At 73.2% G+C, this 12,354-nt stretch carries 10 protein-coding genes; all 10 read right to left on the reverse strand.

Features of this window, described 5'->3' with window-relative positions; genetic code table 11:
* Positions 1 to 126: 126 nt before the first annotated feature.
* The 10 genes from AC07FV_RS15115 to AC07FV_RS15160 all read right to left on the reverse strand — a co-directional run bounded on the left by AC07FV_RS15115 (position 127) and on the right by AC07FV_RS15160 (position 12,351).
* Positions 127 to 1,638, reverse strand: coding sequence for an MFS transporter (locus tag AC07FV_RS15115; RefSeq protein ID WP_479087493.1), 1,512 nt, complete (start codon positions 1,636 to 1,638; stop codon positions 127 to 129).
* A gap of 164 nt (positions 1,639 to 1,802) precedes the next feature.
* A complete protein-coding gene (locus AC07FV_RS15120) occupies positions 1,803 to 2,501 on the reverse strand; it encodes a hemerythrin domain-containing protein (RefSeq protein WP_479087495.1) in 699 nt (232 codons plus the stop codon).
* A gap of 144 nt (positions 2,502 to 2,645) precedes the next feature.
* Entirely contained in the window at positions 2,646 to 4,208 is a 1,563-nt protein-coding gene (locus AC07FV_RS15125; RefSeq protein ID WP_479087497.1) for an MDR family MFS transporter, read from the reverse strand.
* A gap of 40 nt (positions 4,209 to 4,248) precedes the next feature.
* Positions 4,249 to 5,010: a response regulator transcription factor gene (locus tag AC07FV_RS15130; RefSeq protein ID WP_479087498.1), complete on the reverse strand. Its 762-nt coding sequence runs from the start codon at positions 5,008 to 5,010 to the stop codon at positions 4,249 to 4,251.
* A gap of 171 nt (positions 5,011 to 5,181) precedes the next feature.
* Positions 5,182 to 5,586, reverse strand: coding sequence for a GNAT family N-acetyltransferase (locus AC07FV_RS15135; protein WP_383650849.1), 405 nt, complete (start codon positions 5,584 to 5,586; stop codon positions 5,182 to 5,184).
* A complete protein-coding gene (purB, locus tag AC07FV_RS15140; RefSeq protein ID WP_479087500.1) occupies positions 5,570 to 6,856 on the reverse strand; it encodes an adenylosuccinate lyase in 1,287 nt (428 codons plus the stop codon). Before purB ends, AC07FV_RS15135 begins: the two co-directional genes overlap by 17 nt.
* 75 nt (positions 6,857 to 6,931) lie before the next feature.
* The gene (locus tag AC07FV_RS15145) at positions 6,932 to 8,482 is read right to left on the reverse strand and encodes a glutamine synthetase family protein (protein WP_479087501.1); all 1,551 of its coding nucleotides are present in this window, start codon (positions 8,480 to 8,482) and stop codon (positions 6,932 to 6,934) included.
* Between the two features lie 3 nt (positions 8,483 to 8,485).
* On the reverse strand, positions 8,486 to 9,985 hold the full coding sequence (locus AC07FV_RS15150) for an amidase (RefSeq protein ID WP_479087503.1): 1,500 nt from the start codon (positions 9,983 to 9,985) through the stop codon (positions 8,486 to 8,488).
* A 132-nt stretch (positions 9,986 to 10,117) separates the two neighbouring features.
* Positions 10,118 to 12,025 (reverse strand): hypothetical protein, encoded by a 1,908-nt coding sequence (locus AC07FV_RS15155; RefSeq protein WP_479087505.1) that lies wholly within the window; start codon positions 12,023 to 12,025, stop codon positions 10,118 to 10,120.
* Complete coding sequence (locus AC07FV_RS15160; protein ID WP_053125832.1) at positions 12,025 to 12,351, reverse strand: 4Fe-4S dicluster-binding protein; 327 nt, start codon at positions 12,349 to 12,351, stop codon at positions 12,025 to 12,027. Before AC07FV_RS15160 ends, AC07FV_RS15155 begins: the two co-directional genes overlap by 1 nt.
* Between the last annotated feature and the right edge of the window lie 3 nt (positions 12,352 to 12,354).

The raw sequence follows: 12,354 nt of genomic DNA on the forward strand, positions 1-12,354 counted from the left end.
GCGCCGGATGGCAGGGCGGGCGGTGACGCCGTACGGAGTGGCGGTGTCGGGGCGTGGAACGGCCCCGCCGGTTCGGGGGATGGCCGGCGGGGCCGTGTCTGTGGGCCGGTGCGGCCCGGGGGCGGGTTACTTGTCGGCGTCGGCCTTCACCAGGGCGGGGCCCTCGCCGGTCTCGGCGGCCGGGGTGGAGCTCATGGACTGCTTGCCCCGCGGCATCATGAAGGTGACCACCAGCAGCGCGACCGTGCCGAGCAGGGCGCCCGAGATGAACGCGTCGTGGTTGGCGGCCTCGTGGACCTTGGTGACCAGGTCGGGGTCGCCGCCGGTCGCGGCCATCTCGGAGCTCATGCCGCTGTAGGCGATGGTCGCCACGACGGCCAGGCCGAGCGCGCCGCCGGCTTCCTGGCTGGTGTTGATCAGACCGGCGCCGACGCCGGCGTCCTCGTCGGTGACTCCGACGAACGCGGCGATCTGCAGGGTCACGAAGACCATGCCGCAGCCGAGGCCGAGCAGGATGAAGGGGGCCAGCAGGTCGACCGCGTAGCTGCCGTCGGCCGGGGCCCGCCACATCAGCAGCAGACCGGCGACGGTGAGCGTGAGGCCCAGCATCACGACCGGGCGGGCCGCCATCTTGGTGACCAGGCCGGAGGCGATGCCGGCGCCGGCCGCGACGGAGAACGCGAGCGGCACGTAGGCGAAGCCCGCCTTGAGGGGCGAGTAGCCGAACGCCTGCTGCATGAAGAGGCTGGCGAAGAAGAACAGCGAGCCGAAGGTGCCGAAGACCAGGACGGCGGAGATGTTGGCGACGCGCATGGTCTTCAGGCGGAAGATGCGCAGCGGCATCATCGGGGAGGCGACCTTGGCCTCGATGACGACGAAGGCCGTCAGCAGGGCCGCGACGCCGGCCAGCGAGCCGATGGTGCGGAAGGTGTCCCAGCCGACGGTGGTGGCCTCACCCAGGGTGAAGATCAGCAGCAGCAGGCCGGCGGTGAGGGTGACCGCGCCCAGGGTGTCGAACTTGCCGCGGGTCTCGGCCTTGCTCTCGGGCAGGATGCGCGGCGCCAGCGCGGCGGCGGCCAGGCCGATCGGCACGTTGATCCAGAAGATCCACTCCCAGCCCCAGGTGTCGGCGAGGACGCCGCCGAGGATCACGCCGACGATGGACGCGATGCCGGACAGGGAGCCCCACACACCCAGTGCCTTGTTGCGCTCGGGGCCCTCGGCGAAGGTGTTGGTGAGGATCGCCAGGGCGGCGGGGGTGATCAGTGCCGCACCGAAGCCCTGGACGGCGCGCGAGACGATGAGCATCGTGCCGCTGTCGGCGAGGCCGGAGGTGAGCGAGGCCAGGGCGAAGATGAGGAAGCCGACCTGGATGAGCCGGCGGCGGCCGAAGGTGTCCGCCAGGCGTCCGCCCAGCAGCAGGAAGCCGCCCAGGACGGTCGCGTAGGCCGTGACGATGTAGTTCAGGCTGACCTCGGACATGCCGAGGCCTTCCTGGATGGAGGGCAGGGCGAGGTTCACGATCGACACGTCGGTGAAGACCATGAACTGGCCCATGCAGACGAATGCCAGGATCAGCCCGGGGCTGAGGCCCGCCCCTGGTGCTGACCGGGCCGTGGTGGCGTCGGAGGCAGCCATCGATTAACTCCTCAAGAAGGTGCAGGATCGGGTCATCGAACGCGGTTCCACCCGCCAGAGCGGTGCTGGTGGGAGCCGCTGGGACAGCCGCCGGAGAAGGTCCCGGCGGCCGGAGTGGGCGTCCGTCGGTGCTTTGACGAACGGGGACCGGTGGATGTGACCGGTCAGGCGGAAATTCCTGCGGGCCCACCCCGCAGTCCCTGTGCGCTGTCCTCGTAGCGGCTGGTCATCTGGGGTCGGGCGGCACGCAGCTGCGGCGGGAAGTTCTCGATGAGCAGGTCCCGGCCGCGGGCCGGCTCGGGGTCGTCGAGCAGCCCGAACAGGAAGTGCACGCCGAAACGGGGCGAACCCTGGATGAACGCCTCGCGCAGCCGGTCGATGTCGTCCTCGGGAACCTGCGGGAACAGGTCCTCCACCACGGCCTCCTCGGCGCTCAGGTGGGTGTCGAGGACCTCGTGGACCTGCCGGGCGGCCTCGGCGCCCGCGCGGGCGCCGTCCGTCCCGGCGCTGTCCCACCCGGCCGCGCCGGCCGCCGCGAGGTCGTCGAGGGCCCGCTCCAGGGCGTTCAGCCGCCCGTCGAGGACCACGTGGTCGTCCGAGAGCTCCTTGAGCTGTGCGTGGGCTTCGGGGTACAGCCCCTGGAGCACGGGCCAGAACAGGTCGTCCTCCGCCTTGTGGTGGGCGTGGGTGAAGGCGAGCAGCCACCTGCCGGCGTCGGCCAGGGTCGCGGTGTCGACGCGGTGGCCGTCGGCGAGGCGCTCGTAGGCGTCCACGACCAGGCGGGTGCCGCGTCGCAGCACCGCGTGGATCGCGACGAACTCCTCGTACATGCGGGCGCCCGGGCTCTGCACCGGATCGCTCATGGAAACTCCCGTTTCGCAGGGGCAGGCCATGGCCGGCACGGAATTCCGGTTCGGTTCCGTGGGCCGCGGCCAGTACACCGGAACGTGGACGAAGTGGCCTTGAGGAACGCTGGAGGGCGCCGGAGGGCGGCTTTGCCGGCGTCGTCAGCGGCTGCCGTCCGGTTGCGGGCGGGCGGGCCGTGCGGGGTCCGGTGCCGCCCGGCGCAGGGCGACCTCGCGCACCAGCAGTGCGGCGGCGCACACGGCGGCGGCGGCGACCGCGCTGACCGCGAACGCGGTGTGGGTACCGGCGGCGGTGGCGTGGCGGTAGGCCTCGTACAGGGCGGGTTCGAGGCGCTGGAGGCTGGCCGCGTCCAGCTGGGCGTTGTCCAGGGCGGGGCGGCCGGGGGCGCGCTCGGCCATCACCCGCTGCACCTCGCGGTTGAACAGGGTGCCCATGAGCGCCACGCCCAGGCAGCTGCCCAGGGTGCGGAAGAGGGTGATCGCCGCGGACGCGGCGCCCAGGTCTCGGTTGTCGACGCTGTTCTGGGCGACGACGGTGACGATCTGGGTGAGGAAGCCCAGGCCGGCGCCGAGCACCGCCATGTACAGGGCGGCGGTGGGCCGGGAGGTGGTGGTGTCCATGCGCGACAGCAGCCAGGTGCCGGCGGTCAGCAGGGCGCCGCCGGCCACCGGGAACATCTTGTAGCGGCCGCTGACGGTGGCGGTGCGGCCGGCCGCCAGCGAGGTGGCGATCATCGCGGCCAGCATCGGCAGGAGCAGCAGTCCGGAGTTGGTCGCCGAGGCGCCCTGGACGGCCTGCTGGTACAGCGGCAGGTAGAGCAGGGCGCCGAAGAGCACGAAGCCGGTCAGGAAGCCGATGACGGACATCAGGGTGAAGTTGCGGACGCGGAACATGTGCGGCGGCATGATCGGGTGCTCGGTGTGGCGCTGGCGGCGCACGAAGGCCCACAGGGCGGCGCCGGCGGTGGCGGCGAGGGCGAGGGTGGGAGCGGAGGTCCAGGCGTGGCGGGTGCCGCCCCAGGTGGTGAGGAGGACGGCCGCGGTGATGCCGGTCATCAGCAGGGCGGCGCCCGCGTGGTCCACGCGGGCGGTGGAGCGGCGCTCGGGCAGCCGCAGCAGCAGCCAGATCATGGTCAGGGCGAGCAGGCCCAGGGGCAGGTTGAGGTAGAAGGCCCAGCGCCAGCCGGCGTGGTCGGTGACGGCGCCGCCGGCCAGGGGGCCGCCGATCATCGCGATGGCCATGGCGGCGGAGATCATGCCCTGGTAGCGGCCGCGTTCGCGGGGCGGGACGAGTTCGGCCACGGTCGCCATGACGCCGGCCACCAGGCCGCCGGCGCCCAGTCCCTGCAGGGCGCGGAAGCCGATGAGCTGGCCCATGCTCTGGGCGGCGCCGCACAGGGCGGAGCCGATGAGGAAGAGGGTGATCGCGGTGAGCAGGGTGCCCTTGCGGCCGCGGGTGTCGCCCAGGCGGCCCCACAGGGGGGTGGAGGCGGCGGTGGCCAGGGTGTAGGCGGTGACCACCCAGGAGACGTGTTCGAGGCCGCCGAGTTCGGCGGTGACGGTGGGCACGGCGGTGGCGACGATCATGTTGTCGAGCTGGGAGAGCATCATCGCGAGCATCAGCGGGACGAGCAGGACGCGCACCGGGCGGGGGTGCGGCAGGCGGCGGGCGGCCGCGGCGGGTGTCTCGTCGAAGGTGGTCACCGTGTCCCCCGGCCGGGGCAGGGGTGGGCGGGCGCGGTGGTTATCCGGCGCCCAGTTTGAAGCCGACGCCGCGGACGGTGACGATCCAGCCGCTGGCGCCGAGTTTGCCGCGCAGGCTGCTGACGTGGGTGTCGACGGTGCGCTGGGACCAGGAGTCGCCCCAGACCTGTTTGAGGAGCTGTTTGCGCGGGATGACGGTGTCGGGGTGCGAGGCGAGCAGACACAGCAGATCGAACTCCTTGCGGGTCAGCGGTATCCCGCTGCCGTCCACGGTGACCTCGCGGGAGTTGACGTCGATGTGCAGGCGTCCGCGGCGGATGTGCCGGCGGGCGGCCGGCTGCCAGTGGGCGCGGCGCATGACGGCCTCGATGCGGGCCATCAGTTCGCGCAGCCCGTAGGGCTTGGTCACGTAGTCGTCGGCGCCGGCCTGGAGGCCGAGGACGCAGTCCAGTTCGGACTGGCGGGCGGTGACGATGACGACGGGCACCCGGCTGACGGCGCGGATGGCGCGGCACACCTCCAGGCCGTCCAGGTCGGGCAGTTCGAGGGCCAGCAGGACCAGGTCGGCGTCCGTGTGGGCTTGCAGGGCCTGGCCGCCGCACTGCACGGCGTGGGGTTCGTGGCCGTAGCGGCGCAGCTGGGTCACCAGGGAGTCGGCGGGGTCGACGTCGGCGTCCACGACGAGGATGCGGCGGCCGCCGGGGGCCGGGGCGGGGGGTGGCGCGCCGTCCTGGGCCGGCCGGATCAGCTGCGCCGCGGGTGTCCGCAGGTCCGGCAGCGTCGGTAGCGACATCTGGCTCATGCCTCCCCCAAAGGTCATGCACGTCCGTGGGCCGGGGTGCAAGGGACCGGCCCTCCGGGGAGGTCCGGTCCCTGTCGTACACCCCACCTGGACGCTACAAACCGGTGGTCGAGCCCCGGTACAGGCCGGGGCCGAAAGGCGTGGAGGGGCGGGCGGGCGGCCGGAGTGCCGTCACGGGTTGAGGACCCAGGCGGAGTTGTGGCGGGTGAAGCCGATGTGGGGGTAGTAGTCGGCGGCGGCGGGCGCCGACAGCAGCACGATCTTGGCTGTGGGGGCTTCCTTGCGGGTGGCGTCGATCAGGGCGCGGCCGATGCCGGAGCGCTGGAGGCGGCCGGTGACGGCGATGTCGGACAGGTAGGTGACGTAGGAGAAGTCGGAGACGCTGCGGGCGATGCCCAGCAGGGTGCCGTCGGTGTCGCGGGCGACCAGGACGAGGTTGGCGCCGGCGAGCATGGCGGCCATGCGGTCGCGGTCCTCGACGGGCCGGCGCTCCCCCAGGCCGGACGAGCGGTAGAGGGCGAGCACCTCGTCCAGGTCCAGGTCCTTGCCTTCGGTCCGCTCAGTCGTCCAGTTCACGGAGGGTCTCCAATCGGGTGCGGATCACGTCGTGCCGGGTGAGGAAGCGCTCGGGTTCGAGGCTTCCGGGGTCGATGCCCTGGCGGGCCAGGCCGGCGGTGAAGTGCTCGCCGGTGGTGAGGGTGTGGGTGGCGGCGGCCTGCACCGAACGGTAGGCGTGTTCGCGTTCCACGCCGCGGGTGAGCAGGTCGGCCAGGACCCGGGAGCTGTGGACGAGGCCGTCGGTGGTGTCGATGTGGGCGCGCATCCGGTCGCCGTGCACGGTGAGGGAGTCGACGAGGTCGGTGGCCGCGACCGTCTGGAAGTGTCCCACGGACAGGCTGTCGGGCAGGATGACGCGTTCCACGGACTGGTGGGCGAGGTCGCGTTCGTGCCACAGGGCGACGTTCTCCAGGGCGGTGTCGGCGTAGCCGCGCAGCAGCCGGGCCAGTCCGCACAGCCGTTCGCTGGTGGTGGGGTTGCGTTTGTGGGGCATGGCGCTGGAGCCCTGGTAGGCGCCGGTGCGGTGTTCTTCGACCTCGCGGACCTCGGTGCGTTGCAGCAGGCGCAGCTCGAGGGCGATCTGTTCGATGCAGGCGCCGAGCGCGGCGACGGCCTGCATGAGCTGGGCGTGCCGGTCGCGGGCGACGACCTGGCTGGGTACGGGTTCCACGCCCAGGCCCAGGCTGTCGCAGACGTGGCGTTCGACGGCGGGGTCGATGAGGGCGTAGGTGCCCACGGAGCCGGAGACGGTGCCGACGGCGACGGCTTCGCGGGCGGCGGTGAGCCGGGCCAGGGAGCGGTGGACGGCGAAGGCGTGGACGCCGAGTTTGTGGCCGAAGGTGGTGGGTTCGGCGTGGACGCCGTGGGTGCGGCCGACCATGGCGGTGTCCCAGTGTTCCAGGGCCCGGGTGACCAGGGTGGTGCGCAGGCGGCGGGCGGCGGCCAGCAGCAGGTCGGTGGCGCGGGCCAGGGTGTGGCCCAGGGCGGTGTCGACGAGGTCGTAGCTGGTCATGCCGTGGTGGACCCAGCGGGCGGAGTCCTCGGGGATGTCCTCGCAGTAGGCGGCGAGGAAGGACAGGACCTCGTGGTCGCGTTCCTTCTCGATCTCGGCGACGCGTGCGGCCAGCGGTACCCGGGCGCGGCGCATGTCCTCAACGGCCTGCTCGGGCACCAGGCCCAGGCGGGCCTGGGCCTGGGAGGCGAGGATCTCGACCTTGACCCAGGTCGCGTAGCGGGACTGGTCCGCGAAGAGGTCGGCCATCTCGGGCAGCGTGTAGCGAGGGATCATCGGGTGGCCTTCGTCGAGTCAGGGGTGGACGGGAGCCGGGCGGGTGCCGGGCGCCGGGTGCCGGCGGCCGGGGGGTCAGTAGGCGCCGAAGTACTCACGCTGTTCCCAGTCGGTGACCTGGCCCGGGCCGGGGGTGTGGGTGTCGCTCCAGGCGGTGAAGCGGCTCAGTTCGCTCTCCTTGAGCTTGGTCATGCAGGCGGCCAGGGGTGCTCCCAGGACCTGGCCGGCGCGGCCGGTGCGGAAGGCGTCCAGGGCCTCGGCCAGGGACTGGGGCACGGTCTGCGGCTGGGCCGGGCCGTCCAGGCCGCCCTGGCCGCCCTGGCCGCTCTGGCCGCCGGGGGCGGCGGGCGTGTGGGGGGCGGCGGGCTGGGCCTGCATGCCTTCGAGGCCGGCGAAGAGCTGGGCGGCGATGTTCAGGTAGGGGTTGGCGCAGGGTTCGCCGATGCGGTTCTCGATGTGGGCGCCGGCGCCGCTGCCCACCACGCGCAGCATGGCGGTGCGGTCCTCGAAGCTCCAGCCCAGGCGGGTGGGGGCCAGGGCGTGTTCGGCGGCCAGGCGCCGGTAGCCGTTGACGGTGGGCACGGACAGCAGGAACAGTTCGCGTGCCCAGCTCAGCAGCCCTTCGGCGTAGGACTTCCCGCTGGGTGACAGGCCGCCGGACAGGCCTTCGGCGCTGAAGACGTTGCGGCCGGTGGTGGTGTCCACGACCGACTGGTTCAGGTGCCAGCCGCTGGGGTCGGCGGCGTCCAGCAGGGGCTGGGACATGAAGGAGGCGTGGTGGCCGCGGCGGGCGCAGTACCGCTTGGTGACGGTGCGGAACAGCAACATCGCGTCGGCGGTGTCCAGGGCGGACATGGGGCTGAAGGTGGTCTCGACCTGGCCGGGGCCCGACTCGTGCTCCATCGACCGCAGCGGCAGCCCGAGCTTTTGCAGGTACAGGCCGAGCGGGCCGGTGATGGGGGCGACTGTGTCGTAGGCGGCGTCGAGGTTGAACTGGTAGCCGGCGTTGACCGCGGCCACGCGCGGGGCCCGGCCCTGGAGTCCGAAGCCGTTGCCCTGGTTGCCGGGCTCGTCGTCCAGGCGGCGGGTGAGGTACCACTCGACCTCCAGGCCCAGGACGGGCTGGAGGTCCAGTGCGGTGTAGCGCTCGAGGACGCGGCGCAGCACGGCCCGGGAGGACAGCGGGTGGGGGGTGCCGTCGCGCAGGTACTCGTCGCCCAGCACCCAGGCGGTGCGCGGGCCGCGGCCGGGCAGCACCTGGAAGGTGACGGGGTCGGGCACGAGGACGAAGTTGCCGGCGCCGGAGATCTCGTCGACGCCGATGCCGTGCTCGCCGAGGAAGTCGACAGCGACGGCGTGTCCGGTGTCGAACAGGAACGGGCCGGGGCTGAAGTTCATGCCGTTGCGCAGCACGGTGCGGAAGGCGTCGGTGGTGAGGGTCTTGGAGCGGGCCAGACCGTGCGGGTCGCCGAAGACGAGGCGGACGAAGTCGACGTCGTCCAGGGTGGCTTCGACCTGTTCGGCGGCGGCGAGGCGCTCCTCGTCCCACAGTTGGTGGTCGGTGACGAAGGACGGGCGCCCGACGCTGCCGTCGCTGACGGGCGTGGACCATGACCGGGCATACATGGTTCAGGACGTCCTTTCGCCGGTGGAGGCGGTGATGGCGGTGGAGGCGGTGACGCCGGTGGAGGCGGTGACGCCGGTGGAGGCGGTGACGCCGGTGGAGGCGGTGACACCGGTGGAGGCGGTGGCGGTGGGAACGAGGTGGGCTGTGGGCGGCTGCGGAAGCGGTGCGAGCATCGCCTCCAGGCGGCGGGCCACGGTCAGCACGAGGTCGTCGGCGCCGACCGGGCCGACGAGTTGCACCCCGGCCGGCAGTCCGGCCGAGGTGAGCCCCGCGGGCAGGGACGCGGCGGGCTGGCCGGTCATGTTGTACGGGTAGGAGGCGGGCGCCCACGCCAGCCACAGCAGGTCGCGGGCGTCGGCGGCCCAGTGGGGGCCGATGGCGCCGGCGTCGAACGGTTCGACGGGCACGGTGGCCATGGCGAGCAGGTCGTAGTTGTCCATGACCGAGCGCAGGGTGGCGCGCAGGTTCTGGCGGATCTCCTCGGCCTGGATCACGGCGACGCCGCTGAGGGTGCGTCCGTGGCGCACGACGTGCAGGCGGCCGGGGTCGATGAGGGCCTCGTCCTGGGGGCGGGTGCCGGCCGCCTCGTTGGCGGCGAGGATGTCGACGACGGCCGGGTAGAGGTTGTTGCAGCGCACCTCGACCTCGTCGACGTGGTGGCCCTCCTCCAGGAGCACTTCGCGGGCGGTGTCGGTGACGCGGCGGATCTCCGGGTCGGTGCCCTCGTACTCGATCCAGCCGATGCGCAGGGAGCGCATGTCGCGCGGGGAGTCCAGCGAGCCGAGCCCGGAGTCGGGGTCGGTGGGGTGGGGGCCGGCGATGACCTGGCCCAGCAGCGCGGCGTCGGCGACGGAGCCGGCCAGGGGGCCCTGGTGGGCGAGGCGGTCGGCGCCGTTGGGGTAGTAGGGCACGCGGCCGTAGGAGGGTTTGTAGCCGACGACGCCGCAGAACGCGGCGGGGATGCGGATCGATCCGGAGCCGTCGGTGCCCAGCGCGCCCTCGCACAGGCCTGCGGCGACGGCGGCGGCGGCCCCGCCGCTGGAGCCGCCGGCGGTCAGCCGCGGGTCGTAGGGGTTGCGGGTGGGCGGGGCGACGCGGCCCACGGTGGAGGCGCTCCAGCCGAACTCGGAGGTGCTGGTCTTGCCGACGACGATCGCGCCGGCCGCGCGCAGCCTCGCCACGGCCGGGGCGTCCTGCGCGGGCCGGGTGTTGGGCAGCAGGGAGCCTCGCGTGGTGGGCAGGTCGCGGGTCTGCAGCAGGTCCTTGACGGAGACCGTCACCCCCAGCAGCGGCATGTCCCACCAGGCCTCGCGGCCGCGTTCGCGGATCAGGGCGTCCGCGTGCTCGGCGGCCCTGAGCGCCTCCTCGCCGGCGACGGCCACGTACGCGTCCAGGTGGTCGCGTTCGCGGACGGCCGTCAGCACGTCCTGGACGTGTTCGACGGCGGTGAGCTCCCGGCGGGACAGCAGTTCCTTGGTCCGGCGGATGCCGCGGGCGGTCATCGCTCACTCCTTCTGCTCCTGTGCTGCCGCGGGGCATTCAGGGGCGCTGCGGACGGTGCTCGTCGAGGAGGGGGCCGGTGCCCGGCGGGGCGGGGGAAGGACCCGCCGGGCGGCCCGTGGGGCGCGGCCGTTTCAGGACGCGCGGCTGGCGGGGGTGTCCTGGCCGGTGACGGCCGACCAGTGCCACGGGGAGTCGAACACGGTGATCTCCGGTCCCGCTCCGGCCGCGGCCAGTTCCGCGGCCAGGCCCGTGGCCCGGCCGGTGAACGCCGACACCCGGTGCGCGGCGAGCAGGTCCTGCTCGTCGAAGGGGTCGCCGTCGCAGCGCAGCAGCCGCAGGTCGACGAAGCCGTTGAAGCGCCGCCCGTCGACCACGACGGACTGCGGGGAGCGGATGGAGAACCGCACGTGGTTGTTGACGTGCCCGTGGTGGTGCTGGTCGGAGTAGAAGGCGACGTCCGGGATGGTGGGCGGCACGAAGTGGTCGCGGTCGACGACCTCGGGGCCCTTGGGCAGGTTCCCGGCGATGAAGTGCCAGGAGTTGTACTGCATGCGCGAGGACATCGCCCAGGCGGCGTCGGCCAGGGCGGCGGTGGAGCCGCCGAAGTGCCGGGCGGCGGAGGGGTGGGGCACCACGCAGCAGAAGAAGCGGGTGATCTCCCAGTCGCAGATCTCCGCCCACCGCTCCTCGCGCAGCGCGCTGATGAGGTCGGGCAGGGACCGCATGCCCCGGCTCATCGCGAAGTCGGCGTCGAAGGCGTCGGTGGCGGCGGCCGCCGACTCGAACACCAGGGACTCCAGGCCGGTGGGGAAGCCGCCGTGCGGGGCGCTGAGCCAGGCGGGGTCGTCGGCCAGGGCCCGGCCCAGGTCCTGAAGGGTGTCACCGGCCAGCGGCAGCCGGGCGGTCAGCCGGGCCACCACCGCTTCCTCACGGGAGCGGGCGCCGTCGGCGTAGGGCCGCGCCACCTTCTCGATCTTGTGCATGAGGGCGCCGTGGATCTCGCGGTAGAGCTGCGCACTGCCGGCGACCTCCCCGCGGTGGGCGGCCAGGGCCCGGGCCAGCTCGTCGAGGTCGGCGACCTGGGCGGTGGGGGCGGGCGGCACCTGCTCGCGGCCCAGCGCGGCGTTGTAGCCGACCCGGATGCGTTCCAGCATGTGGGCGAGGTGGTCGACGGTGAGCTGGGTGCCGTTGGCCTCCTCGACGCGGCCGGGGCCGGCCGAGCGCACGAGCAGGGTCAGCCCGACCAGCAGCTGCACGTCGTGGTCGGACCACAGGGCCAGCGGCAGGCCCTGGAGGCTGCTGAGGGAGCAGTCGGGGTGGCCCGGCCACAGTGTCTTGCCGGTGAGGGTGTTGTGGTCGCGGAAGTTCGTGTACTGCCGGCCCTGCTGGTAGAGGACGAACGGCGCGGTGCGCAGCGCCGCCTCCTTGGCCTGCTCCAGCAGCGTCTCGCGGCCCTGCTCGCCCTGTGCCTCCAGCCAGGCGCGGCAGTCGGCGACGGTCTCGGCGACGCGGGCCTCGGCCCGTTGCAGGTACTCCTGGTAGGCGTCCAGGTCGGCCTGGGTCCAGGGCACGCGGCGTACCCCGCCGACGAGCTGGTCGGCCTTCAGCGGCGCCTGCGAGGGCACGCGCAGCACGACCCGCCCGCTGGTGGCCAGGGCGATCTCGCCCCAGAAGACCGGCTCCCCCGCGCCCGGCGCGGGCAGGGCGGCGGTGGCGGTGTCCTGGGCGCGCCACGTCAGGCCGCACAGGACGGCCAGCGCCGCCTCCTCGGGGGCGCTGAGCGCACGCAGCTGGACGTCGGCCGGTACGTGGCCGTCCAGGGTGAGCAGCACCTCGGTGAACGAGCGCAGGTCGTCGGCTTGTTCGGCGCGCTGCCAGGCCCGCTTGAGCAGGCCCGGGAAGCCGGCGTCGGCCTCACGGACCCGGTCGGGCTTGAGCGTGGCGCCCGCGACCAGGCCCAGACGGCTGGGCCGGCGGCTGACCCGCTTCCTGGCGTTGGCGGCGCGGCGGGATTCCCCCCGCTCGGGCGAGGCACTCATCATGCACCCTTTGCGGTGAGCTCGATGTGGTTCCACATGGCGTCGTCGGTCGGCGTCCAGTCCTCGTCCACGTAGATGCAGTCCACGGGGCACTCCAGCACGCAGGCCGGGCAGCCCGAGCACAGCTCGGGGATGATCACTACGTCCAGGCCGCGGTCGAAGATGGCACCGAACTCCGCGGGGCAGCTGCGCAGGCACGTGTCGCACGTGATGCACTCGGACTTCTCGATGCGCCGCGGAGGCTTCTTCCAGGCGTCCGAACGGTCGCGCTGGGCGATCCGCTCGGCGCGACCGGACAGCGCGGCCGGCGAAGCGATTTTTTTCATGAG

The sequence above is a fragment of the Streptomyces sp. NPDC045956 genome, from assembly GCF_056430705.1.